The following is a 24,164-nucleotide window of genomic DNA, read 5'->3' as shown; positions in this document are numbered from 1 at the left end:
GTCCGTGAAGGGCTCCTTGAGGGAATCTGATTCCCTCAAGGAGCCCTTCACGGACTTCGGGACCCCGCCACCTGGCCGCAAGCCGGGCACTCCGGTGCGTCACTCCGAGTAAGCTCGGCTCGTGCCGGAAATCCGCCCGAGACCCGCGGTGGTCTCGCAGATCGTGGAGAAGCGCGGCCGCCTCGCGCACGGGGACGGCATCGCGCCGCACCGGCATGTCCAGGGCCAGCTGCTGTATCCGTCGGCGGGCGTCCTCGCGACCACGACCGAACGCGGCACCTGGGTCGCTCCGGCCAACCGGGTCGCGTGGACGCCGCCGGGTTTCGAGCACTATCACCGTGCGTACGGCCAGACCGAGGTCCGGGTGCTGGAGTTCTCCGGGGAGCTCTCCGCGTCGCTGCCGGATCAGCCGACCGTGTTCGAAGTGTCGCCGCTGCTGCGGGAAGCTTTGCTGGTCCTCACCAGCGGCCGGAAGCTTCGCCCGGAGGCCAGGGAACGGCTTCGTGGCGTGGTCGTGGACGAGCTGGTCGTCGGCCCCGACGAAGCGATGTACTTACCCGCCGCGTCCGACGACCGCCTGCGCGCGGTCACCGATCTCCTCCACGCCAACCCCGCGACGTCGCTGACGCTGGCCGAGTTCGGCCGCACTGTCGGGGCAGGGGAGCGGACCTTGAGCCGCCTGTTCCAAACCGAGCTGGGGATGAGCTTCCATCAATGGCGCAGCCTGCTGCGCGTGCAGCACGCCCTCATCCGGCTGGCCGAGGGCGACGCCGTCATCGACACCGCGGCCCGGCTCGGCTGGGCCAATCCGACCAGCTTCATCGAAGCGTTCACCGCCGTGGTCGGCCAGACACCCGGCCGCTATCAGCAGGAACTGCGCCGCGCCGACCGGTGAGGTTTGGCGGGTTTCCGGAAGACCTAGTCGGGCTGCTGGTACCGCTGGCCGCTGGGTTCCGGCGAACCTGGAGACATGACCGCAACACCGTCCGAAGTGGACGAGAAGACCACCGTAGTGATCGTGGGTGCCGGAGTCGCCGGGCTCACCCTGGGAATGTTCCTGCTGCACAGCGGAATCGACTGCGTCATCGTGGAGAAACGCAGCCGGGAATATGTAGAACAACGCCAACGAGCCGGGGTCATTGACACCCGCGCGGCCCGGATGTTCCGTGCACACGGCTTGGAAGACCGGGTCGTCGGCGGCGTCCCGACCCAGCCGGTGCTGAACTTCCGCATCGACGGCGAAACGCGCCCGCTGGCCCTGGCCGCGGACGACCAAGACGACGGACGGTTCTGCCCCCAGCAAGTCCTGGTCCGGAACCTGATCGAAGTTTTCCTCGCCGACGGCGGAGATCTCCGCTTCTCTGTGGACGCTTCGATCGAGAACCTCGACCGCCCACTGGTCCGGTGCTCAGACAACCGAACGATCGCCTGCGAATTCATCGCGGGATGCGACGGAGATCGCGGCGTGAGCCGAGCCGCGATTCCCGACCTCACGCGCTACACCCACGAATACGGCTACGCGTGGCTGACAGTATTGGCGGAAGTACCCGCCAATCACCAATCCATGATGGCACTCCATCGCCGCGGCTTCGCCGGTCAATTCGCCCGCGGCCCGCAAGCGAGCCGGTTCTATCTGCAATGCCCGCTGGACAGCTCTCTCGAGGAATGGACCGACGAACGCATCTGGACCGAGATCGAAGCCCGTTTCGAGGAACCCATGACCCGGGGCACGATCGCCAGCACCCAGTTGGTGCCGCTGCGAAGCGTGGTGCACAGCACGATGAATCACGGCCGCCTGTATCTCCTCGGCGATGCGGCGCACATCGTTCCGCCGATGAGTGCGAAAGGAATGAACCTGGCCCTGCACGATGCCGAGCTGTTCGCGGACGCCGTTGTCCGCTACCAGAAAGAACAGGATTCAAGCCTGCTAGACAGCTACTCGGCGACCGCGCTGCGCCACGTCTGGAAATACCAGGCCTTCGCGAGCTGGTGGACCGAGTTGGTGCACAACGCCGGTAACTCCTCCTACGAAGGCGAGTTCCGACGGCAAGCCGCACGCGCGGAGTTGGAAGGTTTGTTCGAGCCCGGCCCAGCGAACCGCCGACTAAGCGAGTTCATCGCCGGGCTCGCCTGATCAATCCTTGCGCCGCGCCAGAAACCGCACCAGCAGAATCACCAAACACACCCCCGCCACTCCGCCGCCGATGTACCGGTAAGTGTCTTCCAGTCCGGCGAACTGGCCGATCGAGTTGGCGGCGGCGCCGGCGAGAAAAACCAGCCACAGCAAGGTAGTCACAACAGGGCCGCCGGCGGTGCGGCTTCGGGAAGTCTCCATGCCGAGAACACTATGGACCGACGGGGGCGGCAACCACGCCGTAGACCCCCAACTTCGTGGTAGCGCCTGCGCTACCTCTTCCCGTTCAAATAAGCCAGCACCGCCAGCACCCGCCGGTGTCCGCTGTCCTCCGGCAAGCCGAGTTTCGCGAAGATGTTGCGGATGTGCTTCAGCACCGTCCCGTCGCTCACCACCAGCAGTTCCGCGATCGTGGCGTTGTTGTACCCCTCCGCCATCAGCCCGAGCACCTCGCGTTCGCGCGCGGTGAGGGCGTCGATCGGGTCGCGGCGGTGGGCCAGCAGCTGGGTCACCACCTCGGGGTCCATCGCCGTGCCGCCTTCGACGACTCGGTGCAGCGAGTCGAGGAACTTGGCGACCTTGCCGACGCGTTCCTTGAGCAGGTAGCCGACCGCGCCCTTGCCGTCCGCGAGGAGCTCGGCCGCGTAGCCGGTCTCGACATGCGCGGACAGCACCAGCACCGGCAGCCCGGGGTGCAGCTGCCGCGCTTCGACGGCCGCGCGCAGGCCCTCGTCGGTGTGCGTCGGGGGCAGGCGGACGTCGGTGATCACCGCGTCCGGCCGGTCCTCGCGGACGAACTCGAGGAACTCGCCGGTATTGTCGAATGCTGCGGCGACCTCGATGCCCGAGGTGTCGAGCAGCAGCACCAAACCTTCTCGCAGCAGGGCGTCGTCCTCGACGATCACGACCCGCATGGCAACTCCACTTCCAGAACAGTCGGTCCACCGGGCGGGCTCGTGAGCGTGACCGTCCCGTCGAAGGCCTCGGCGCGTTTCCGGATCCCGGCCAGCCCGCTGCCTTGGGATTCGTCCGCGCCGCCGCGGCCGTCGTCGCGGATGTGGATCCGCAGGGTGTCGATGGTGCCGTCGAGCGTAATCGACGCCTGTTCGGCGCCGGAATGCTTGGTCACGTTCGCGAGCGTTTCGGCGACGATGAAGTACACCGCCGCCTCGACCGCGGCCGGTCGGCGCGCGCTGCTTCGAACGTCCACAGTGCACGGAACCGCGCACCGGTCGGCGAGAGCGGTGATCGCGCCGTCGAGGCCGCGGTCGGTCAGCAACGGCGGGTGGATGCTCCGCACGACAGTGCGCAATTCGGCGAGCGCTTCGGTCGCCGCGTCCTGCGCCTTGCCGAGCAATTCCCTTGCCTTGGCCGGATTCCCTTCGAAAAGCTGATCAGCGACGCCGAGCTGCAGCACGACCGCGGACAGTCGCGCCTGCGTCCCGTCGTGCAGATCACGTTCGAGACGGCGGAGTTCCGCACCGTGCGCCTCGAGCGCGGCGGCGCGGGTCGCGGTCAACTCGACGACCCGGTCGGTCAGCGAGGCACCGGGCCGGGGACCGAGAAGCGCCCGCGTCGCGAGTGCTTGCCAGCGCGCCAGCGGCGAGGCCCAGAAGGTGAGCGCGATCATGACGAGCCCGCTGAAAACACAGAGCGCGGCCGACGGCCACGAGTTCACCATGAATTCCAGCGAGCTCTGGATTCCGCCTGGCACCAGCCACCAGAACACGCCAGTGAGGATCTGTCGTAGCCCGCCGAGCGGCAGGCTGAACGCGAGCACCCCGACGATGAAGCCGACCACGGCATGCACCGCCAGCCACGCGAGATCCCGCAGGCTCGCCGGGTCGCGGATCGGCGAAACGTTGGCGTACGGCTCGGCGATCGGCTCGCCGAGCCTGCGGCCGGCCCGGCGGCGTTCGAAGCGCAGCGGGTAGCGGATCAGCTTCAGCGCGACCGGCAGCGCCGGGATCCCGACGCCGATCAAGCACGTCGCGAGCACGATGGCCATCGCGAAAAAGAGCAGCAGGGCGAGGAACGAGGTCGCGGCCCCCACCAGCAGATAGCGGAGTCCGGACCACCACGAGCGCAGCCGGTTTTTCACTCCCGCATTGTCCCATTAGGACCTCCTCACCGGGCGTGGTGGTGCCTGCGCTACCCCCAAGACTCCCGCGCTCGGGATCGTTTTCGCGCGACCGCGGCCATAACTTCGATACCGACAGAGAATCTGCTGGTCCGAGGAGCGACGCGAAGATGAACACAGGCGGTACACACGCCCTGAGGCTGGAAGCGGTGCGCAAGATCTACGGCTCCGGCGACGGCGCGGTCACCGCGCTGGACGGGGTGTCGGTCGGGATCCAGCGGGGCTCCTTCACCGCGGTCATGGGGCCGTCGGGGTCCGGCAAGAGCACCTTCCTGCATTGCGCGGCCGGGCTGGACAAGCCGAGTTCGGGCCGGGTGCTGCTCGGCGAAACCGAACTCGGCGGGCTCCGTGAGCGGTCGCTCACCGAATTGCGCCGGACCCGGATCGGGTTCATTTTCCAGGCCTACAACCTGCTGCCGTCGCTGAATGTGCTGCAGAACATCACCCTGCCGATGCGATTGGCGGGCAAGAAGCCGGACGCCCGCTGGCTGCGCGAGATCGTCGACGGCGTCGGCATCGCGAAGCGGCTGGAGCACCGCCCGGCGGAACTCTCCGGCGGACAGCAGCAGCGCGTCGCGATCGCCCGCGCGCTGATCACCCGCCCCGAGGTCGTGCTCGCCGACGAACCGACCGGCGCGCTCGACACCCGCACCGCGCGCCAGGTGCTCGACCTGTTGCGCACCGTGGTCGACCAGATGGGCCAGACCGTGTTGATGGTCACCCATGACCCGGTCGCCGCGTCCGCCGCGCACGGCGTGCTGTTCCTCGCAGACGGCAAGCTCGCCGGCCACCTCCCGCAGCCGACGCCCGAGCGGGTCGCGGAGCGGATGACCCACCTCGGGGAGTGGTGACCGCCATGTGGTCGTTGGCTCTGCAGACGACGAAAGCCCGGTTGAGCGGGTTCGTCGGCGCGTTCATCGCGATCCTCTGCGGCACCGCGCTCGTCGCGGGCTGCGGCATCCTCATGGAATCCGGCCTGCGCGCCGGAGTCCCGACCCAGCGCTACGCCGAAGCCGCGGTGGTGGTCGGCGGTCCGCAGACCACGAAACCGCCGGGCGCGGATTTCGGCGAGTCCGAGCAGATCAGCGAACAGACCACGGTGCCGGAGACGCTGATCTCCAAGATCGCCGAGGTGCCGGGCGTGCGCCAGGCGGTGCCGGAGCAGGACTTCCCGGCGAACGTCGTGACGTCCAGCGGGCAGGTGCTCACCGGTCCGAACGGCGCCCAGTCGCGCGGGCACAACTGGGATTCGGCCGTACTGGCCCCGTTCTCGCTGCGCGAAGGTCACGCTCCCGAAGCGGCGAACGAAGTCGTTCTCGACGCGGAGCTCGCGGCTCGCAGCGGGGTTTCGGTCGGCAGCACGGTGCGGGTCTCGACCCGTTCCACGCCGATGGAGTTCCGCGTCACCGGCATCGCCGCGCCCAAAACCGGCAACGGTTTGCCACGACAGTCGGCAGTGTTCTTCTCTGCCGGGCGCGCCGCTGACCTTTCCGGGAAACCCGGGCAGGTGCACGCGATCGGCGTGCTGGCCGAGCCCGGAGTGTCCGCGGGAGACCTGGAAAGCCGCATCAGCGAGGCGGTCAGCGGGCAACCGGTCACGGTGACGACCGGCGTCGGGCGCAGCACCGTCGAATTCCTCGACGTGAGCCAGACCCGGGTGCTGCTGTTCGCCCTCGCGGGTTCGTTCGGCGGGTTCGCGATCCTGGTCGCGGTGTTCGTCGTGTCGAGCACGCTGGCCTTGGTGATCAACCAGCGCCGCCGGGAATTCGCGCTGCTGCGGGCGATCGCGGCCACGCCGAAGCAGATCCGCAAGCTGATCGGCGCCGAAACCATGCTGGTCGCGATTACCGCCGGAGTGTTCGGCGCGGGCTTGGGCGTGGCCGTGGCCCACGGATTGCGCAACGCGTTCGCCGGAGTCGGGGTGATTCCGCAGGACTTCGACCTCGCGGTCGGCCCGGTCCCGCTCGTCGTCGCGTTCCTGCTCGGCTTGGGAGCGGCGCGGCTGGCCGCGTGGTCGGCGGCGCGGCGCCCGTCGTCGATCCGCCCGATCGAAGCGCTCGGCGAGGCAGCTGTCGAACGTCGTGAACTCGGCCGGACCCGCCTCCTGATCGGCTGGCTGCTGGTGGTGGCCGGCTTCGGCGGCGCGACCGTCCCGATGTACGTGACCGGCGACGGCGCGCTCGCGGCCTCCTCGATGTCCGCGCTGGTGGTCGTGATCGGGCTCTCGGTGCTCGGACCGAGGGTGGTCGCCTTCATGACCCGCGTCATCGCCCCGGTCTACACCGGCGTCTCGCGGATCAGCGGCTACCTGGCCGCCGCGAACAACCAGGCCAACGCCCGGCGGCTCGCGTCGGCGGTGACCCCGGTGATGCTCGCGGTCTCGTTCGCGATCTCGATGTTCTACAGCCAGACGTCGTCCGCCGCGGCCAGGGAGGAACAGGCCGTCCGCTCGACCACCGCGGACCACGTCCTGAGCAGCACCACCGGTGCGCTGTCCCCGGAAGTCGCCGCGGCGGCACGGGCGATCCCCGGCGTCGCGGCGGCCACCTCGGTGGTCCGCACCGACGTGGTCACCACGGTCCCGGAGGAGAAGCGGCTGCGCGTGATGAAGTACCCGGCGCAGGGGTTGAACGGCGACCAGGTGCGCGGCGTGCTCGATCTCGGTGTGGTGTCCGGGAACCTGGCCGACCTGCGCGGCGACACCGTCGCGATGAGCAAGGGCGAGGCCGATTGGTACGACAAGAAGATCGGCGACGAGGTCGACTTCTGGTTCGCCGACGGCCGCCCGGCGAAGGTGAAACTGGTCGCGGTCTACACGCACAACCAGGCGTTCGGCGAGTACGTGCTGCCCGCCGACCTCGCCCGCTCGCACACCGGCGACCGGATGGACAGTTCCGTTCTGGTGCGCCAAGACCCGAACGCGGACCCGGCCGCGATGACCGCCGCGCTCCGTGAGCTCAGCACTCGCTACCCAGGCCTGACTGTCGCGCCCGGTTCCACAGTGTCCGCTTCGGCCAACTCGGCGAGCCAGCAGCAGTTCTACCTGAACCTGGTCGCGGTCGGCGTGATCCTCGGCTACGTGGTGATCTCGGTGGCCAACACGCTGGTGATGACCACGGCGCAGCGCTCGCGGGAATTCGCGCTGCTGCGGCTGATCGGCACCACGCGAGGCCAGGTTGTGCGAATGATGCGCCTGGAAGCGCTGGCGACCGCAGGAATCGCGGCACTGCTCGGCACGGTGGTAGCGGCGATTCCGTTGGTACTGCTGAACCTCGCGACCCGCGACACGCCGCTGCCGTCCGGAACGCCCGCGGTGTTCGGCGGAATCATCGCCGGAGCCTTCCTGCTCAGCCTGGTTTCGCTCGGCCTGTCCACCCGGGTCACCTTGCGCGCCAAGCCCATCGACGCCATCGGCCTCCGCGAATAAGAAGGAAAAACCTTGCTGAAACAGCTTTCGGTGGCAGTCCTCACCGCGGCGGGCCTGCTCCTGCCCGCCGCGGCGGACGCCTCACCGGCTCGCTTCCTGGACCAGTCCACGATTCCCGATCTGCAGCGTGCGATGGACCGCGGGCAGTTGACGTCGGAACAACTGACCCGCGGCTACCTTCGCCGCATCGAAGAACTGAACCCGCGGTTGCACGCCGTCGTGCAAACCAATCCGGACGCACTGGCGGCGGCAAAGGAGAGCGACACCCGCCGCCGGACGCACTCCTCCCGCAGCCCGCTGGAAGGAATCCCAGTGCTGCTGAAGGAAAACACCGACACCGCGGACCGTCAGACCACCACCGCGGGCTCAACCGCGATGCTCGGCTCACGTCCGGCTAAAGACGCTTTCCTAGTCCAGCGCCTCCGCTCCGCCGGTGCGGTCGTGCTCGGCAAAGCGAACCTGTCGGAATGGTCGAACTTCCGCTCAACCGCACAGATCCCCGGCTGGAGCGGGGTCGCCGGACAGACCCGCAACCCCTACGCGCTGGACCGCAGCCCATGCGGTTCGTCGAGCGGCTCGGCAGTCGCCGCGGCGGCCGGTCTCGCGACGGTCGCCATCGGCACCGAGACCGACGGTTCGATCGTGTGCCCGGCGGCCGCGACCTCGACCGTCGGCGTGAAAACCAGCCTCGGCGTGGTGAGCCGCGGCGGCGTCGTGCCGATCACCGCCCAGCACGACACGCCCGGCCCGATCGCGCGCAACGTCACCGACGCCGCGCTCACCCTCTCCGTGCTCACTGGCGCTGACCCGGCCGACCCCGCCTCCGCTGCGGCGACGTTCCCAAAGGACCTTCGGCTGGACCGCAATGCCCTGCGCGGCAAGCGAATCGGCGTCTGGCGAAAAGGCCACACTGGCATCGACCAACAGTCCGATCGCATCTTCGAGTCCACAGTACACACTCTGCGTTCGCTAGGCGCGACGGTCGTTGACGGGGCAGACGTCGAGGACATCTCCTGGTCAGTCAAACCGGATCTCCTCCCCGCGCTGCTGACCGAGTTCAAACACGACCTGAACGCCTACCTCGCCGCGACTCCTGGCGACCACCCGCGGAACCTGTCCGAGCTGATCGCCTACAACGACCAGCACCGCGACGTCGAAATGCCGCTGTTCGACCAAAACCTCTTCGTCGAAGCGAACGCGACCGACGGCAACCTGAACGACCAGACCTACCGCCGCCACCGCGCCGCCGCGACCGGCATCGCGCAGCGTTCGATCGACGACGTGCTGGCCTCGAACGGCCTAGACGCGATCGTCACCCTGAGCGGCTTGCCCGCCTCGCCGCTGGACCGCCCAGGCGACCCGAGGTTCTTGAGCAGCACCCGCAACACTTCCGTGGCTGGCTACCCGAACATCACGGTGCCAGCCGGATTCGCGGGCCCGCTGCCGGTCGGTATTTCGTTCCTGGGCACGAAATACCACGACGCGCAGTTGCTGAGCTTCGCCTACGCGTACGAGCAGGCGATACACGCGCGGCAGGCACCTCGGTACCTGCCCGCCGCTACTGGCTAGGCGGCGTCCACGGACCCGCCGGGAGGCCGACCTGGCGGAGGACGTCGGCGAGGTTCTAGTAGTCGGTGAGCTGGCGGATCCGCTCGCCGCGCAGGTCGATCAGCGTGCTGACCGGAACGCTGAAGGACTTGCCGGTGGCGGGCCGGGTCTTGTCGAACGCTCCCGTGTCGGTGCCGGAGAACGTCCAGCGCACCGCGATGCGATCGCCGGAGCGGAACGCGTCTTGGACGTCGACGTGCGCGTTCCGGATGCTTCTCTCGGTGATCTCGACCCACGTCGCGACGCCCTGATGGCCGCTCATCGCGACCTGGAAGGCGTTGTCCTGGTAGGTGCCGTCGTCGGTGAACAACGAGGCCATCTTGGCGGCGTTTCCGGTGTTCCAAGCGTCGGCCCAGGCCTTGACGACGTGCGGGACTCGCTGACTGACCTGGGCCTGAGCGACGCTGCCGGAGGTGAGCGCGGCCAGGACGGCGACAACTCCACCGACGACGAGGTTGCGGATCTTCTTCATGACGTTTCCTCTCCGAGTTCGACTTACAGCTGTAACCATAGATGGATAACCTAACGCCTGTAAACCCATCTCGCTAACAGCTGTAAGCTTGCGGTCGTGAACGCAGCAGAAGGACGCTCCCGAAACCGCCGCGGCGAAGGCGCCCGGCTGCGGGAGGAGATCGTGCGGGCGGCGGCCGAAATCGTCGACGAAGGCGGTGGCGAGGACGCGGTCACCCTGCGCGCAGTCGCCCGGCGGATCGGCATCGCGGCGCCGTCCATCTACCGGCACTTCGCCGACCGCGACCAGATCCTGCTGGCCGTAGTGGAGGAAGCGTTCGCCGAACTGAAAGAACGCATCGAGACCGGACTGGCCGCGGTAGACAAGCCGGACGCGCGGCTGCGCTCGGTGTGCACGACGTACCTGGACTTCGCCCTGGAACGCCCCAAGCGCTACCGCATGCTGTTCGGCGGAGTATGGAATGCCGCGCGGGCGGCGGAGAACCCGGACATGGCCCCGGCAGCGGAGGAGATCGGACAGGACGTGTTCGTCCTGCTGGCGCAAGCAGTACAGGACTGCGCGGACGCCGGTTTGTCGCGCAGCACCTCCGCGTTCTCCGACGCGGCCGCCCTGTGGGCCGGACTGCACGGCCTGGCCGAACTACGCCCGGCTGCCCCGATGTTCCCTTGGCCGGAGGGAGTTTTGGAAGTGCTGGTGGACCGGCTCGCCTTGCTGGACTGAACCTCGCCTTGCTGGACTGAGCCCCGCCCTGTTCGCCCGCCGCTCGCGCCCCAATGTGGCATTGGGTGCGCGGGACGCACCGAACGCCACATTGGGTGCGTCGCATGCACCCAAAGCCACATTGGGGCAGCGCGAGCCGAGCTGCGGACGCCCGGGTGTCCCGCTGATTGGGATAAACTCCCGCAATCCCGCCTCGGCGGCCGAACAGCGCAACCTCCAGGCAAAACGAGCCCACGCCGTTAGCATTCCGTGACCAACCCCCGACCCGGCGTATCGGCGGCGTCAGTTTCTACCTCAGTCATCGGATTAATCGGGCACACTCACTCATTCGGGTTAACTACTTCGCTATCTTGGACCCCGTGGTGCACGCAAAGTCACGTTCCGCCCAGCGGGCGAGCCTTCGGCTGGGTGCCGTGGCCGTCGCCACGGTGCTCGGGGCCGGGCTCGCCGGCGCCTACGTCGGCCTGCAGCGGACCGCGGAGGCCCAGACCGCCAAGCCGGTGTCGAATGTCGCCGTCGCGCGCGGGGCCAGCGGCAGTGCGGGCAATGCCAGCAGCACAGTCAGCGGCGGCACCGGCGGCAAGGCGCCGGCGTCCTCGCAGCCCTCCACGCCCGCGCTGCCCGACCACCCCACCCCGTTCAGCGTCAAACTGTCCTCAAAGGACATTCCGGAGAAGGGCGGCGGCGTCCGCACCGGCGGCTGCAGCGGTTCGCTCATCGCCCCGCAATGGATCGTCACCGCGGGGCACTGCTTCCACGACCTCGACGGCACCCGCGTCAGCGGCAAGCCCGACTACACGATGACCGCCGCGATCGGGAAGCTCACCGATTCCGACCCGCGCGGGCACGTGCTGAAGATCGTCGACGCGCGCCAGTCCGCGGTCAACGACCTCGCGCTCGCCAAGCTGTCCGAGCCGGTCCCCGACATCGAACCGCTCGCGCTTCCGGACGGTCCGCCGGATCCGGGCCAGCACACGACCTTCGTCGGCTGGGGTTCGCTGTCCTCCAAGGTCGTCGTGCAGACCGACCACATCAAACGCGGCGACTTCCAGGTCGACGAAGTGCGCAAGAACGAGATCACCCTGGAACCGCTGAAGAAGCGCACCGTCGAGAACAGCCCGTGCCCGGACGACTCGGGCTCGCCGTTCTTCGTGCCGATCAAGGGCAAGAACACGCTGATCGCGGTCGAGAACTTCGGCCCCGACTGTCCTCAGCCCGGCACCGAAACCGCGGCGCGCGTGGACCAGCTAGTGTCGTGGATCAAGGGCGAGATCGGCGAATAAGCCTCACCGGGGCAGCAACGCCGCCAACTCCCTCGCCGCAGCACGCAAAGCGGGCACGAACTCCTCCAGCTGCGCGACCGTCAGCCGATAAGCCGGCGCGGCGGTGGACAGCGCGGCGATCGCGGTCCCGTCCGGCGTCCTGATCGGAACGCCGACCGCGCGGATGCCTTCCTCGTGCTCCTCGTCGGCGATCGCGAAACCGCGTTCGCGCACCGCCGCGATCTCCGCCGCGAACGCCTCGCGCGCGGTGATCGTGCGCGGGCCCAGCTCCGGCAGGTCCAGCGAGGCGACCAGCTCGTCCCGATTCGACGCGAACGCGACCAGGCACTTGCCCATCGACGTGCAGTGCAACGGCCCGCGCGCACCCGGCTCGCCGCGGATCTGCAGCCGCTGCGACCCCTGCACCGAGTGCACGTAAACCTGGTTGTGCCCGTCCAGCACGGCCAGCAGCGTCGGCTCGCCGGTCTCCGCGGACAGCTTCTGCATCACCGGCAGCGCGACGCCCGCGAACCCGCGCGCCTGCGACACTGACTGGCCGAGCTCGAACAGCCGCAACCCCAGCGAATACCGCTTCGAAATCGGGTCGTTGCGCGCGAAACCCTCGCTCTGCAAGGAGCTGAGCAGCCGATGCGTGGTGCTCACCGGATATCCGGCGGCGCGCGCGAGCTCGGACAGCGGCACGCCTTCGGGGTAGCCGCCGAGCAGGGACAGCACCCGCAAAGCCTTGCCGACCATGTCCGCCATCGAACCCCCTTGACGTTCCCGGGCACGGCGACGCACACTGCCTCTCACCGCATTGCGGAATAGCTTTCCATATTACGGAAAGCGCGTCAAGGACTTGGGTCAGCGGCGACAGGAGTACCGGATGAACACCGTCGAGCAGGCGGGCACGCTCGGGAGGCAGCGCTGGCTGCGGCTGATCCCCATCGTCTTCGTCACCTACAGCCTCGCCTACCTCGACCGGTCGAACTTCTCGATCGCGACCGCGGGCGGCATGGCCGAGGACCTGAACCTCACGAGCACAACGTCCGGGCTGATCGGCGCGTCGTTCTTCCTCGGCTACTTCCTGCTGCAGGTCCCCGGCGTCCTGTACGCCGACCGCCGCAGCGTGCGGAGCCTGATCTTCTGGTCGGTGCTCGCGTGGGGCGTCTTGGCGACCGCGCAGGGCCTGCTCAGTTCAGTGCCGGTGCTGATCGTGGTGCGGTTCCTCCTCGGCGCGGTGGAAGCGGCGGTGCTGCCCGCGCTCGTCGTGCTGCTCGCGCGCTGGTTCACGAAGGCCGAACGCGGCCGGGCCAACGCTTTCCTGATCCTCGGCAACCCGGTCACGGTGATGTGGCTGTCGGCGTTATCGGGGTATCTGATCGAGGCGACGTCCTGGCGCGGCATGTTCATCATCGAGGGAATTCCAGCGCTTATCTGGGCTTTCGTGTTCCGGGCGCAGGTCCGCGACCGGCCCGCCGAAACGCCGTGGCTCGACCCGGCCGGGCGCGACGCGATCGAGCGCGCGATCGCCGCGGAACAGGCGCGGCTGCCGGAACCGGCGGACCGTCCGGTGCGGGAAGCCTTGCGGTCCAAGGCAGTTCTGGTGCTGTCGGCGCAGTACCTGTTGTGGAGCATCGGGGTTTACGGCTTCGTGTTCTGGCTGCCTTCGATCGTCAAGGCAGGCTCGTCCGCCGGAATCGGCGCGACCGGTTTGCTGTCGGCGATTCCGTACGCGTTCGCCGTGGTGGCGATGCTGATCAACTCGCGCAGCTCGGACCGATCCGGCGTGCGTCGCCGATACGTCTGGCCATGGCTGCTCGCTGGTGCGGTCGCGTTCTATGGTTCGTATTTGCTGGGCAAGCAGCATTTCTGGTGGGCATTCGTCCTGCTGGCGATCGCCGCAGTGGCCTTGTACGCGCCGTACGGCCCGTTCTTCGCGCTGATTTCCGAACTCCTGCCGCAGCGGACCGCCGGGGTGGCGGTGGCCGTGATCAACGCGGCCGGCGCGCTCGGCGGGTTCCTCGGGACCTACCTGGTCGGCTGGCTCGAATCCGTTACCGGCAGCACGGCTGCCGCGTTCTTGATGCTGGCGGGGACAATGGCCGCAGCCGCGGTGCTGGTGCTCGCGGTTCCGGTGAAAACGAAGGAAAGGCGAGCATGACCGCGCGTGTACTGGTGCCCTGGTCCGACATTTCCGTTCCGGCCGAACTGAACGCGGTCGTGTGGGACGGCCGCGGCGCCCCGCCGGACGGCCTCGACGACGTCGAGTTCTACGTCCTGCCCTACGACCAGGGCCCGGCGGCGGCGAAGCTCATCCCGCAGCTGCCGTCGCTGCGCGCGGTGCAGACTCTTTCCGCGGGCTACGACAACCTGCTGTCGCTCGTCCCGTCCGGCGTGCAGCTGGCGAACGGCCGGGGCCTGCACGACCTCAGCGTCGCCGAGCACACGCTCGCGCTGATCCTTGCCGCGCAACGGTATTTCCCGCGCTGGTTCGCGCAGCAGCAGACCGGTTCGTGGGACCGGGCGCACACGCGCTCGCTCGCCGACTGCCGCGTCCTGCTGGTCGGCTACGGCTCGATCGGCCGCGCCATCGAGCGGTACCTGGAGGCAGGCGAGGCCGAGGTGGTCCGGGTCGCCAGCACCGCTCGCTCCGGCGTGCACGGCATCGCCGAGCTGCCAGACCTCCTGCCGACCGCGGACATCGTGGTCCTGGTCCTGCCCGACACCCCGCAGACCCGCGGCCTCCTCGGCGCGCCGGAACTCGCCCTGCTGCCGGACACCGCCCTGATCGTGAACGTCGGCCGCGGCACCGCCGTCGACACCGACGCGCTCACCGCCGAGGTCTCCGCCGGTCGCCTGCGCGCCGCACTCGACGTCGTCGATCCGGAACCGCTGCCCGCCGACCATCCACTGTGGACGCTCGACGGCGCGATCATCACCCCGCACATCGCGGGCGGTTCGGACTCGTTCTACCCGCGCGCCAAGCGGCTGGCCGAACGCCAGCTCGCGCACTACGCGAAGGGCGAGCCGCTGGAGAACCTGGTCAACTGAGCACGGCCGCGATGGCAGGCTGATAGGCGGCGATCTGGTCGGGCGTCCAGCGTCCGGCCAGGTCGTGCGTGACGATGCGGTAGACGAGCGCGCGGATCAGCATCTGCCGCCACTCGGGCAATTGCGCCCAGCGGTCGATCAGGCCGGGAGTCGCTCCGTACCAGCACAATGCGTCGGCGACAGCCACCGCGGCGGCCCAGGCCGGGGGACGCCAGTAGATCGCCCAGTCGATCACCGCGGGCGGCTGTCCCGGTGCGAAGAGGACGTTGCCGGGGAGATCGCCGTGCACCGCCTGCGCGGGCAACTCGACCGGCCGCCGCTCGGCGAGCAGCGGGTCGAGAAGACGTCGAGCGGCCGCCGAGCCATCGGGCGGCAGTTCTTCCCAGGCGACCCGATCTCCGACCGCCCAGGGATCAGTCCGGAGATCGAGAAACTCCGGCCGGGGCAGGTGCGCGAGGGCCCGATGAAACGCGATCCCGGCCCGGATGGCGTCGTCGGGCCGGGACGTGTCCGGGTGGCCGGGGACCAGTCGGCTGGCCTCCCACTCCTGCGCGACCGGATGACCGCCGGATGAACTCTGGCCGTCGGCTCCCGCTCCGGCGGTCCAGCCTCCGTCGCGAGTCCGCAGCGGCCGGGCGATCCGAAACTCCGCCGAGTCGGTCACCGCCGCGAGCGCCGTCGCCCGCCACGGCGTTTCCGGAGCGAACTCCACCGGTTTCAGCACCACGTCCCCGACGCGCCAAGTCCCGCCTTTCCCGCCTTCCAGCCGAACCGGGGCTCCGGTGCACTCGAAGGCGGCCAGCACGTCCGCCGGAGGTCGCGAGATCACAGTTGTGCGTCCTTTCTGGAGCGCCGTTTCCCGGTGTTCCCGCAGCTCCGCGCACACCTACCCAGAGCAACACAAGGGGAGGAACGACTCCGACTAGTGGTATGAAAGCGCATTCAGGGGACCACCCACAGTGCACATGTGAGCCCTGTGTATGCTTCGCCATCGCTTGACTGGGTGGATTCTTCACCCGAATTGGTGGCCGTCGTGGTCGGGGAGATGTGGTCTCACGCGGTCCGTCGTTCGTGGTTCGGGACTGGATGGGAGAAAGCATGCACGGCAGGTCAATTCTGGTCCGGGGAGGGGCCGCGGTGGCTTCCGCGGCAGCGGCGCTCATGATCGCCGCGCCGGTCGCCCTCGCGGACGACAACGCCCCCTCGGCGCGCAGCGGCGCGGCCTCGGGCGAGCTGGTGTACGGCGGCACGTCGGGCTTCGACGTCAACATCGCCGACAAGGGCAAGGTCCAGACGACGCTGTTCAACTTCAAGCTGTCGGACGGCGCCATCTCGAAAATGTACTGCGTGCAGATCGAGGTCGGCGCGCGCTTTGGCGAGACGATGGTCGAACACGCCTGGAACGACTACCCCGACGCGTCGTCGCCGTTCCGCAAGAACAACAAGAACATCAACTGGGTGCTGCACCACAGCTACCCCTCCACGGACGCGGCGTCGCTTGAGAAGACGCTGACCGACAAGGGCGCCAAGCTCCACGACGGTCTGTCCACGAAGGAAGCGCTGACCGCGACGCAGGCCGCGGTGTGGCACTACAGCGACGGCAAGGACCTCGACGCCGAAAACCCGCTGGCCAACGGCTCCGCAGACGAAGCGGCCGACGTCCTCGCGCTGTACAACTACCTGACCGGCGACGCGAACACCGGCGTCGAGGAGAAGAAGCCGACGCTGAGCATCACGCCGGCCAAGGCAAGCGGCGAAGCGGGCACGAAGATCGGCCCGTTCACAGTCGCGACGACCGGCAGCGTCACCGACTTCACGAGCAAGCTCCCCGAGGGCGTGAAGGTCGTCGGTGAGAATGGTCAGGAGATCAAGTCCTCGGCGATCAAGAACGGCACGAAGCTGTTCCTGGACGTCCCGAAGGACGCGAAGCCCGGCACGGCCGAACTCGCGGTGAAGGCCGCTGGCGACGTCAACACGGGCCGCCTGTTCGTGGCCAAGAACTACGCGGACAAGCCGGCGCAGTCGCTGATCGTGGCGCAGTCGCAGAAGAGCACCGTCGAAGCCGCGGCGACCGGCACCTGGACCGAAACCGGCCCGGTGACCACCGCCCCCGCGACGACCGCCCCCGCCGCCGGCGGCAACAACTCGGGCCAGACCCCGCTGGCGAACACCGGCGTGAACGCCGCCCTGCCCATCGGCATCGGCGCGGCCCTGGTGATTGCCGGCGGCGCGATGATCCTGGTGGTTCGCCGCCGTCGGAGCAACGCCTGATTTAGCCTCAGGTAGTACGCGCTAGGCGAGCGGGCCGGTCCTTTGAGGACCGGCCCGCTTTGCTATGCGCGGCAGGCAACTGCCACGGCCGTGGCCATGACCACGGCTGCTGCCACTGCCACCGCCGCTGCTGCCACTGCCACCGCCGCTGCTGCCACGGCCACGACCACGACCACGGCCGCTGCTGCCGCTGCTGCCACTGCCACCGCCGCTGCTGCCACTGCCACCGCCGCTGCTGCCACGGCCACGACCACGACCACGGCCGCTGCTGCCGCTGCGGCCGCTGCTGCTGCGATTGGCTTCGCTGCGAATGCCGCCGCTCGCTTCCGCCACTCCGCCGCAGGTCCGTGAAGGGCTCCTTGAGGGAATCTAATTCCCTCAAGGAGCCCTTCACAGCTTCCGAAACTTGGCCAGGGTCCGTGAGGGCCACCTTCACAGACTTCGGCGCCGGTCGTGTTCCGTGAGGGGAACCCTCACGGACTCTGAGTCCCTCAGGGTTCCCCTCACGGACGGCTGCGGGTGGTGAGGAATCCCTTCGCAGGCTTGGACTTCCTCCGGCTCCCCTCACGGCCCGCCGCACGCCGTGAGGGACTCCTTCACGGACTTAGATTCCCTCAAGGAGTTCTTCACGGACCGCCCGCGAACTCAACCCCCAAAGCGCCAAAGCCGTGCGCCCACCCGCAAAACCGCACCGGCGCACCCAACTCGCCCACCCCAGACCGTCATCACAATCAAGCTTCGGGGTGCCCTCAACCCGAACCGGGCGATGTGCGAAGCACGAGCAGTCAGTTAACGCAAGTAACCCCATCAGCAGTAATATCCGGCGCGCTCCCAGCAGCAGGAGCCTGCAAAACCGCCGGAGCAGACGCAGGATGCACCCCAGAGTCATCCGAATACTTCTGCCCCAGGTAAACCCGGAAATGATCTTTCTCAAGAGAATTATCCGAAGCCACCGCAACCCCGCCAAGCTTCTCGCCGATAGCCTCAGCCTGGCTACGCTGCCCCCGCCCGTAGTACACAGTGGATGTACGGCGAGTAGCGCTATTGGTCACGGACCCCCGCGAATACCCAGCAGCAGCAAGCTTGTCGGCAACCCGGTTAGCCAACCCATCCACCCCAGACGAGTTGCGCACGTCAACCGTATAAGCAGCCAACGCAGGATCCCCAGCAGAAGAAGACGGCGGCGCACCAGTCGAAGAGGACGGCGCAGAAGCGGACCCAGTCTGCTCCCGAACAAACTGCTGCACCTGCTTAGGATCAACCTGCACGGCATCACCATCATTAGGCGTCTTCAGTGTAATGCTAACCACCGGAATAGTAACGAAGTTGATACTTCCAGCGCTCATCCCGTGCAACTGCTGAGCAAACCCCAACAAATCCCAGTTGGTATCAACAACAACAGCCTTCTTGACCGCGCCGATCAAAGCATCCAACTTGCCGGGATCAGTCAAGGTCCCAGCAGAAAGAATGGTCTTAGCCATGCTGGCCATGAAAACCTGCTGCCGCTTGATCCGGTCCAAGTCCCCATTGGGCAACCCATGCCGCTGCCGAACAAACTGCAACGCCTGCGCCCCAGCGACATTCTGCTGCCCAGCAGCAAAATTAGCCCCAGAATAACTATCCTTAACCGGAGCCTTAAGGCAAACCGGAATCCCGCCAACAGCCTGGCTGACATAGTAAAACCCAGCCAGATTCACGGCAGCATAGTGCGTGATAGTCAACCCGGTCAGCTGCTGAACAGTCTCGATAGCGGTCTTAGCCCCAGCCTGAGCCGAGTCGGTCTCCAGCTGCGCCCCAGACTCTCCAGTGGCCTTCAGTTCATTCTTCCGGGCAATCTGCCCATAGGTATAAGCCGAATTGATCTTGTGCTTCCCGAACTTCCCGGCAAGCTGGACATATGAGTCACGCGGGATAGAAATCGCCGTAGCATTCCCACCCCCGGCCGGGATGTGCACGACGATCATCGTGTCAGTCGTGTCTCCGCCGTCCTCGGCACCGCCCGCGTGCAGCTGGTCGAGAACATCCTCCGGCAGCGGATTGCCCTCCGCGTCGGTGCGCGTGTCCAAGCCGACCATCAGGATGTTCTGCTCGCCCATCGGCGAACCGGCCCCGGCTCCAATTACATCGGACCTGGTCAGGCCGTCGGTGATCTGGTTCAGCTTTGACCACGCGAAGGCGGTGCCGCCGAGGACGAGCAGCGAAACCACGGCCAGAAGCACCTGGGCGACGCGGATCGCGCTGGTGGTCTTGCGACGACGCATCGGGGTTCCTCTTCCTGCCACGTCCGGTGGTCGAAAGACCCACGGTAGCGGGCGTCTCACCTGGACGGGTTACCGCTTACCCCAAATTGCGGAGACGGCGCCCGGAATGTCGGACCGAGGGTGCACCTCCACCGGGGGTCCGGTCTCGACTCTCATTCTACAGGGATGTAGTTTTACTACAGTCGTGTAGAAGTCGAAAGGGGTGCCGGATGGCTCGCGTGGTGATCGTGTCCGCCCGGATCGGGGCAGGTCACGACGGTGCCGCCAGAGAGCTGGACCGGTGGTTCGCCGATCGTGGCGCGCACGTCGTCCGCGCTGATTTCCTGGACCTGCTCCCGGGAAGACTCGGCGAACTGCTCTGCGGCGCCTACCACCGGCAGCTCAACACGGTCCCGCGCAGCTGGGACTGGCTGCTCGGCGCACTCGGCACCCCGGCGCTGGCCGGAGCCGCCCGCCGGTTCGCCGGCCTCGCCACACCGAGGCTCCGGGAGCTGCTCGGCGACAACACCGACGTCGTCGTCTCGACCTATCCGCTCGCCACGCACGCGGTCGCCCGGCTGCGGCGCTCGAACGAGTTGACCGCGCCCCTGGTCGTCTACCTCACCGACCCGTCGGTACACCGCCTGTGCGTCAGTCCGGACGCGACACTCACCGTCGCGCCCAACGAAACCGCCGCCCGCCAGGCCAAAGCGCTCGGAGCCGGTCGCACCCTCGTCTCGCGTCCGCTGGTCGCGCCCGCGTTCCGGCCGTCGACGGGGATGACCGAACGGCTGCGGCTCCGGCTCGCCTTCGGCCTCCCGCACGACGGCCCGCTCGCCTTGGTGGTCGCCGGATCCTGGGGCGTCGGCCAAATCGGACAGACCGCCGACGACCTCCTCGCGACCGGACTCGTCGAGCCCGTAGTGGTCTGCGGCCGCAACGAAGCGCTGGCCGAAAAGCTACGGAAAACCGGACACCGGCACGTCTTCGGCTGGGTCGACAAGATGCCTGAGCTGATGCGCGCGTGCGACGTCGTGGTGCAGAACGCGGGCGGGCTGACGACGTCGGAAGCGCTCGCGACCGGCCTGCCGGTGCTGACTTACCGCTGCCTGCCCGGCCACGGCCGCGCCAACGCCGCGGTGCTGCACGACGACGGGATCGTGCCGTGGGTCCACACGCCAAGCGAACTCACCGAAGCGCTTGAGTGGTTGCTTCGACGGCCGGTCAAGGCGGCCGGATGATCCGCGGACTCGCCGCGGCGGCCGTCACGCACGCGGCACCGGCGGCATTGTTCGTCCCGCGGCTGCGCCCGCCCCGCCTGGCCGGACGAGGCGACCCCAACCACGTGGCACTGACCTTCGACGACGGTCCGAACCCGGAGTCCACGCCGCAGTTCCTCCGAAGCCTCGAGAAGCTGGACGTCCGCGCGACCTTCTTCGTGCTGGGCCGGGAGCTGGCGTCCGCACCGGAACTCGGCCGGGAGATCGCCGCCGCCGGGCACGAGATCGCAGTGCACGGCTGGGATCACCGCTGCTTCCTGCGCCGTTCCCCGAAGGCCCTGCACGCCGAGCTGACGCACACCGTCGACCTGATCGAACTCGTCACCGGCACGCGACCGCAGTGGCTGCGCGCGCCGTACGGAGTGTTCAGCGCGAGCGCCTTGGTCTCGGCGCGGATCCTCGGCCTTCAGCCTGTTTTGTGGAGTACCTGGGGATTCGACTGGACCAGTCGCGCCACCCCGCGCTCAGTCGTGCGCACTGTGTGCCGAAGGCTGACCGGTGGCGGCACGATTCTGTTGCACGACTCCGACGTCGCCGCCGCGCCGGGAGCGTGGCGGTCAGCGCTCGGCGCAGTCCTGGTGCTGGTGTCGGAATGCCGGGAGCGCGGGCTCGCCGTGGGTCCCTTGCGCGACCACGCAAGCGGCCTGCTGAGCGGTCTCGAGGCCGGTGTGCAGATCAGTGGCCGCGTCGAGCGTGCAAGCCGCGGACCAGGCGCAAGCGCCGAGCACGACCGCCACGGCGACCGCCGCGAGTGGATTTCGCCGCGAGCCTGACGAGGGGGCCGAAAGCAGCGCACGCACGCGCTGCGGCACCGGTCCACCAGTCGCGGCAAGCGCGAGCGACGGCTGAGAGCGGCTGGCCAGCGCGGCCTTCGCGACCGCCGTGGCCACCAGTTTCCGGTCGCCGACCCGGTCCGCCGCGGCTTCGTCCGCCCAGCGTTCCAATGCGAACCGAGCTGCCGAACCGAGCGGACGCAACACCGGGTTGACCGTGGTCGCGACCGTGACGATCGCGGCGAAAACGTGGTGCCGCAGCCGCAGATGCGCGCGTTCGTGCGCGAGCAGCGCGCGGCGTTCCCGAGGTTCCAGCGCCGACAGCATCCCGCTGGACACCGCGATCCGCCCGCCGCCTCCGGCCACCGCGAACGCGACCGGTTCCTCGCCCGGCAGCAGCACGAAGCCGGCCTCGCGGGTGTGCGCGTTCAGCTCGGCGTGCACCTTCCGGTGCCAGCGCACGTACTGAATCGCCGCGCGGGTCAACGCGACCCCGGCGGCCACGAGCGCGATCCCGCTGACGATCGCCAGCGGCAGGTTCACCGCGTCGGCCCCGTGGAACGCGACCGCGGAGAAATCGCCCAGCTCGCCGACGAACGGCAGCTGCGCCAGACCCGCCGCGGCGAGGACCGCGAGCGTCGCCGTGCTGCCGACGGCGAGCACCAGCGCGGACCCGGCGAGCAGCCAGCTGCCCAGCCGCGGCGACAGCCGGGGCGCGACCCAGCGCGCGACCGGCCAGGAGGCCAGCGGCAGCAGCAGGGGCGCGAGCAGGTCGAGGTTCACGTCAGCCGCCGTTCTGGCGCAGAAGATCGCGCAGCACGCGCTCGTCCGAGGCGGACAGGTTCGACACGAATTTCGCCAGCACGCTGGAGCGGTCCGCTTCGGCGTCGAGCACCTTGCTCATCCGGCGGGCGGCGAGCCCGGGTTCGTCGTCGGCGGCGCGGTAGGTGAACGAGCGGCCCTGCTTCTCCCGGGTCGCCACGCCCTTCTCGAACAGCCGGGACAGGATCGTGACGACGGTGGTGTAGGCCAGCCCGCCGCCGATCCGCTCCTGCACGCCGGCGGCCGACATCGGCTCGTCGGATTCCCACAGCACCGCGAGCACCTCGGCCTCCAGCTCGCCGGGAGCCCGCCGGGCGCTCTCGCCCCGTCCGTTCCGCATGGCCCAAATTCTACCTGTTTGTCGAAGCTGCTCGGCTAGCTACTACGTTCATGTAGAATTTCGACAGTTGTGTAGTAGTTGGAGGTGGGCATGCTCGACCCGAAGTGGCTGCTGGCCGCGTTCGGCCCGCTCGGCGTCTTCGCGGTGATGTTCGCCGAGACCGGATTGCTGGTGGGCTTCTTCCTGCCGGGCGATTCGCTGTTGTTCACCGCGGGGGTGCTGGCGGCCTCGTCGAAGCTGCACCTGTCGCTCGCGGCGGTCATCGTCGCCGCGGCGGCCGGGGCACTGCTCGGCGCGCAGGCCGGCTACATCCTCGGCCGGCGCGGCGGCGGCGCGCTGCTCGTCCGGGTGCGCAGCAAGCACCTGCACGAGGGCGTCGCGCGCGGATCGGCGCTGCTCACCCGGTACGGGCTCGGCAAGGCAGTGGTGCTGGCCCGGTTCATCCCGGTGGTCCGGACCGTGCTGAACCCGCTCGTCGGCATCGCCGGGATGCCCGCCGCGAAGTTCGCGATGTGGCAGGTGCTCGGCGGTCTGCTGTGGACAGTCGGGGTGACGCTCGCCGGGTACGCGCTGGGCGCGTCGGTGCCGAACATCGACACGTACCTGCTGCCGATCATCGCCGTGGTGGTGCTGCTTTCGCTGAGCCCGCTGCTGGTCGAACTCGTCCGCGCACGCCGGAGCGCGGCGCGATGATCGATGCCGGGCTATATCGCGACGTCACGGATTTCGCGTGGTCACAGCAGTGGCTGGCCGGAATCGCGACGACGTTCAGCGAGTACGGGGTTTTCCTGGTCGTGCCAGTGATCCTCGCGCTGCTCTGGCGGGCGCGCACCAGGGGAGCGGCGGCGCTGGCTGCTGCGGCATGGGTGCCGATCGCGATCGCGGTGGCGCTCGCCGTGGACACGGTGCTGAAGTCGGTGTTCGCCGAGGTCCGGCCGTGTCGCGTGGTCGCTGGCGTGCACACGCTGCTGCCGTGCGACCCGCCGACCGACTACGCGTTTCCCAGCAACCACACAGTCATCGTCGCGGCGTTCGCGGTGGCGGTGTTGCTGGTGAACCGCAAATGGGGAGTCTGGGCGCTCGTTTTCGCGGTGCTGATGGGGATTTCGCGGGTCTACGTCGGGGCGCATTACCCGCACGACGTGCTCGCGGGGTTCGTGGTCGGCGCCGGGGTCGGGCTGCTCGGGCTCGTGGTCCGCGAACCGCTCGCGAAGGTAGCGGTTCGGCTGATTCCGGCCGTATCCGGGAGGAAAGCATGACCGATCGACCTGTCCGCTGCTCCGACGCCGAACGCGAGCAAACGACGAAAGTCCTGAACAACGCTGCGGGCGAGGGGCGGCTGAGCCTGGCCGAGGTGGAAGAACGGGTCACCACTGTCTATTCGGCGCAGTACCGGCACGAACTGGACGCGGTGGTCGCGGATTTGCCGGCACCCGCGGCACGGGCGAGCTGGCAGCCGTTGCTCCTGCTAGCCGGACATCAGCTGGTCACGGAGTTCGGCAGCGCGCCCGCGCGGCGGAAGCTGGCCGTCGGGATGCTGCTGATGATCGCGGTGGCGATGATGGTTTTCCTTGCCGCGCACGGCTTCGCCGACGGAGGGCATCACTTCGAGCACCACTAG

General features: G+C 68.4%; 24 protein-coding genes and 1 pseudogene. 15 read left to right on the top strand and 10 right to left on the bottom strand.

The window, feature by feature from the left end; translation table 11 throughout:
• The first annotated feature begins 121 nt into the window (after positions 1-121).
• A complete protein-coding gene (locus tag ABZX37_RS16845; RefSeq protein WP_354740356.1) occupies positions 122-895 on the top strand; it encodes a helix-turn-helix transcriptional regulator in 774 nt (257 codons plus the stop codon).
• Positions 896-970: 75 nt separating this feature from the next.
• Entirely contained in the window at positions 971-2,134 is a 1,164-nt protein-coding gene (locus ABZX37_RS16840; RefSeq protein WP_354740354.1) for a 4-hydroxybenzoate 3-monooxygenase, read from the top strand.
• On the opposite strand, the gene ABZX37_RS16835 is transcribed toward ABZX37_RS16840, so the two are convergent.
• The 3 genes from ABZX37_RS16835 to ABZX37_RS16825 form a co-directional block, all read right to left on the bottom strand.
• A complete protein-coding gene (locus tag ABZX37_RS16835; protein WP_354740352.1) occupies positions 2,135-2,335 on the bottom strand; it encodes a hypothetical protein in 201 nt (66 codons plus the stop codon).
• A gap of 71 nt (positions 2,336-2,406) precedes the next feature.
• Positions 2,407-3,048 (bottom strand): response regulator transcription factor, encoded by a 642-nt coding sequence (locus ABZX37_RS16830; RefSeq protein WP_354740350.1) that lies wholly within the window; start codon positions 3,046-3,048, stop codon positions 2,407-2,409.
• Positions 3,036-4,235, bottom strand: a complete 1,200-nt coding sequence (locus tag ABZX37_RS16825) for a sensor histidine kinase (protein WP_354740348.1) — start codon at positions 4,233-4,235, stop codon at positions 3,036-3,038. The genes ABZX37_RS16830 and ABZX37_RS16825 overlap by 13 nt, the downstream gene beginning before the upstream one ends.
• 149 nt (positions 4,236-4,384) lie before the next feature.
• On the opposite strand from ABZX37_RS16825, the gene ABZX37_RS16820 reads away from it, so the two are divergent.
• From ABZX37_RS16820 to ABZX37_RS16810, 3 genes are read left to right on the top strand one after another with little or no spacing between them, the layout of a single operon-like run.
• Positions 4,385-5,125 carry an ABC transporter ATP-binding protein gene (locus ABZX37_RS16820; RefSeq protein ID WP_354740346.1) on the top strand — a complete coding sequence of 247 codons (741 nt, stop codon included), beginning with the start codon at positions 4,385-4,387 and terminating at the stop codon, positions 5,123-5,125.
• 5 nt (positions 5,126-5,130) lie between these two features.
• Positions 5,131-7,701, top strand: a complete 2,571-nt coding sequence (locus tag ABZX37_RS16815; RefSeq protein WP_354740344.1) for an FtsX-like permease family protein — start codon at positions 5,131-5,133, stop codon at positions 7,699-7,701.
• 12 nt (positions 7,702-7,713) lie between these two features.
• A complete protein-coding gene (locus tag ABZX37_RS16810; RefSeq protein WP_354740342.1) occupies positions 7,714-9,270 on the top strand; it encodes an amidase in 1,557 nt (518 codons plus the stop codon).
• A gap of 55 nt (positions 9,271-9,325) precedes the next feature.
• On the opposite strand, the gene ABZX37_RS16805 is transcribed toward ABZX37_RS16810, so the two are convergent.
• The gene (locus ABZX37_RS16805; RefSeq protein ID WP_354740340.1) at positions 9,326-9,781 is read right to left on the bottom strand and encodes an SgcJ/EcaC family oxidoreductase; all 456 of its coding nucleotides are present in this window, start codon (positions 9,779-9,781) and stop codon (positions 9,326-9,328) included.
• 96 nt (positions 9,782-9,877) lie between these two features.
• Here ABZX37_RS16805 and ABZX37_RS16800 point away from each other — a divergent pair, with 96 nt between their 5' ends.
• The gene (locus tag ABZX37_RS16800; RefSeq protein ID WP_354740338.1) at positions 9,878-10,501 is read left to right on the top strand and encodes a TetR/AcrR family transcriptional regulator; all 624 of its coding nucleotides are present in this window, start codon (positions 9,878-9,880) and stop codon (positions 10,499-10,501) included.
• A 413-nt stretch (positions 10,502-10,914) separates the two neighbouring features.
• Positions 10,915-11,784, top strand: coding sequence for a trypsin-like serine protease (locus tag ABZX37_RS16795; RefSeq protein ID WP_354740336.1), 870 nt, complete (start codon positions 10,915-10,917; stop codon positions 11,782-11,784).
• 3 nt (positions 11,785-11,787) lie between these two features.
• Here the strand turns inward: ABZX37_RS16795 and ABZX37_RS16790 are convergent, their stop codons facing one another.
• Positions 11,788-12,528, bottom strand: coding sequence for an IclR family transcriptional regulator (locus ABZX37_RS16790; RefSeq protein WP_354740334.1), 741 nt, complete (start codon positions 12,526-12,528; stop codon positions 11,788-11,790).
• A gap of 121 nt (positions 12,529-12,649) precedes the next feature.
• Here ABZX37_RS16790 and ABZX37_RS16785 point away from each other — a divergent pair, with 121 nt between their 5' ends.
• Positions 12,650-13,927, top strand: coding sequence for an MFS transporter (locus ABZX37_RS16785; protein ID WP_354740332.1), 1,278 nt, complete (start codon positions 12,650-12,652; stop codon positions 13,925-13,927).
• Positions 13,924-14,817, top strand: coding sequence for a 2-hydroxyacid dehydrogenase (locus ABZX37_RS16780; protein WP_354740330.1), 894 nt, complete (start codon positions 13,924-13,926; stop codon positions 14,815-14,817). The genes ABZX37_RS16785 and ABZX37_RS16780 overlap by 4 nt, the downstream gene beginning before the upstream one ends.
• Here the strand turns inward: ABZX37_RS16780 and ABZX37_RS16775 are convergent.
• Positions 14,810-15,646 (bottom strand): TIGR02569 family protein, encoded by an 837-nt coding sequence (locus ABZX37_RS16775; RefSeq protein ID WP_354740328.1) that lies wholly within the window; start codon positions 15,644-15,646, stop codon positions 14,810-14,812. The genes ABZX37_RS16780 and ABZX37_RS16775 overlap by 8 nt on opposite strands.
• Positions 15,647-15,954: 308 nt before the next feature.
• Here ABZX37_RS16775 and ABZX37_RS16770 point away from each other — a divergent pair, with 308 nt between their 5' ends.
• Positions 15,955-17,088 carry a thioester domain-containing protein gene (locus ABZX37_RS16770; protein WP_354740326.1) on the top strand — a complete coding sequence of 378 codons (1,134 nt, stop codon included), beginning with the start codon at positions 15,955-15,957 and terminating at the stop codon, positions 17,086-17,088.
• A 62-nt stretch (positions 17,089-17,150) separates the two neighbouring features.
• On the opposite strand, the gene ABZX37_RS16765 is transcribed toward ABZX37_RS16770, so the two are convergent.
• Positions 17,151-17,348, bottom strand: coding sequence for a hypothetical protein (locus ABZX37_RS16765; protein WP_354740324.1), 198 nt, complete (start codon positions 17,346-17,348; stop codon positions 17,151-17,153).
• A 525-nt stretch (positions 17,349-17,873) separates the two neighbouring features.
• Positions 17,874-19,349 (bottom strand): LCP family protein, encoded by a 1,476-nt coding sequence (locus ABZX37_RS16760; protein ID WP_354740322.1) that lies wholly within the window; start codon positions 19,347-19,349, stop codon positions 17,874-17,876.
• A gap of 209 nt (positions 19,350-19,558) precedes the next feature.
• Here ABZX37_RS16760 and ABZX37_RS16755 point away from each other — a divergent pair, with 209 nt between their 5' ends.
• Positions 19,559-20,569, top strand: a complete 1,011-nt coding sequence (locus ABZX37_RS16755) for a glycosyltransferase (RefSeq protein WP_354740320.1) — start codon at positions 19,559-19,561, stop codon at positions 20,567-20,569.
• Positions 20,566-21,009 (top strand): annotated as a pseudogene (locus ABZX37_RS16750) (polysaccharide deacetylase family protein); the annotation flags it as partial. The gene ABZX37_RS16755 and the pseudogene ABZX37_RS16750, both read left to right, overlap by 4 nt.
• Before the next feature lie 156 nt (positions 21,010-21,165).
• On the opposite strand, the gene ABZX37_RS16745 reads toward ABZX37_RS16750, so the two are convergent.
• Together ABZX37_RS16745 and ABZX37_RS16740 are read right to left on the bottom strand one after the other, a co-directional pair.
• On the bottom strand, positions 21,166-22,164 hold the full coding sequence (locus tag ABZX37_RS16745; RefSeq protein WP_354740318.1) for a M56 family metallopeptidase: 999 nt from the start codon (positions 22,162-22,164) through the stop codon (positions 21,166-21,168).
• Position 22,165: 1 nt separating this feature from the next.
• Positions 22,166-22,543 (bottom strand): BlaI/MecI/CopY family transcriptional regulator, encoded by a 378-nt coding sequence (locus ABZX37_RS16740; RefSeq protein WP_116203718.1) that lies wholly within the window; start codon positions 22,541-22,543, stop codon positions 22,166-22,168.
• A gap of 90 nt (positions 22,544-22,633) precedes the next feature.
• Between ABZX37_RS16740 and ABZX37_RS16735 the strand changes: the two genes are divergently transcribed.
• Genes ABZX37_RS16735 through ABZX37_RS16725 form a run of 3 tightly spaced genes read left to right on the top strand, consistent with a single transcriptional unit; the run spans position 22,634 to position 24,164 of the window.
• A complete protein-coding gene (locus tag ABZX37_RS16735) occupies positions 22,634-23,236 on the top strand; it encodes a DedA family protein (RefSeq protein ID WP_354740316.1) in 603 nt (200 codons plus the stop codon).
• Positions 23,233-23,802 carry a phosphatase PAP2 family protein gene (locus ABZX37_RS16730; protein WP_354740314.1) on the top strand — a complete coding sequence of 190 codons (570 nt, stop codon included), beginning with the start codon at positions 23,233-23,235 and terminating at the stop codon, positions 23,800-23,802. The genes ABZX37_RS16735 and ABZX37_RS16730 overlap by 4 nt, the downstream gene beginning before the upstream one ends.
• A complete protein-coding gene (locus ABZX37_RS16725; protein WP_354740312.1) occupies positions 23,799-24,164 on the top strand; it encodes a DUF1707 domain-containing protein in 366 nt (121 codons plus the stop codon). Before ABZX37_RS16730 ends, ABZX37_RS16725 begins: the two co-directional genes overlap by 4 nt.

The sequence above is a fragment of the Amycolatopsis sp. NPDC004079 genome (assembly GCF_040610415.1).
GTDB classification, from domain to species: domain Bacteria; phylum Actinomycetota; class Actinomycetes; order Mycobacteriales; family Pseudonocardiaceae; genus Amycolatopsis; species Amycolatopsis halotolerans.
Note: the sequence above shows the minus strand (reverse complement) of the source record. Positions and strands in the feature narration are given on the sequence as shown.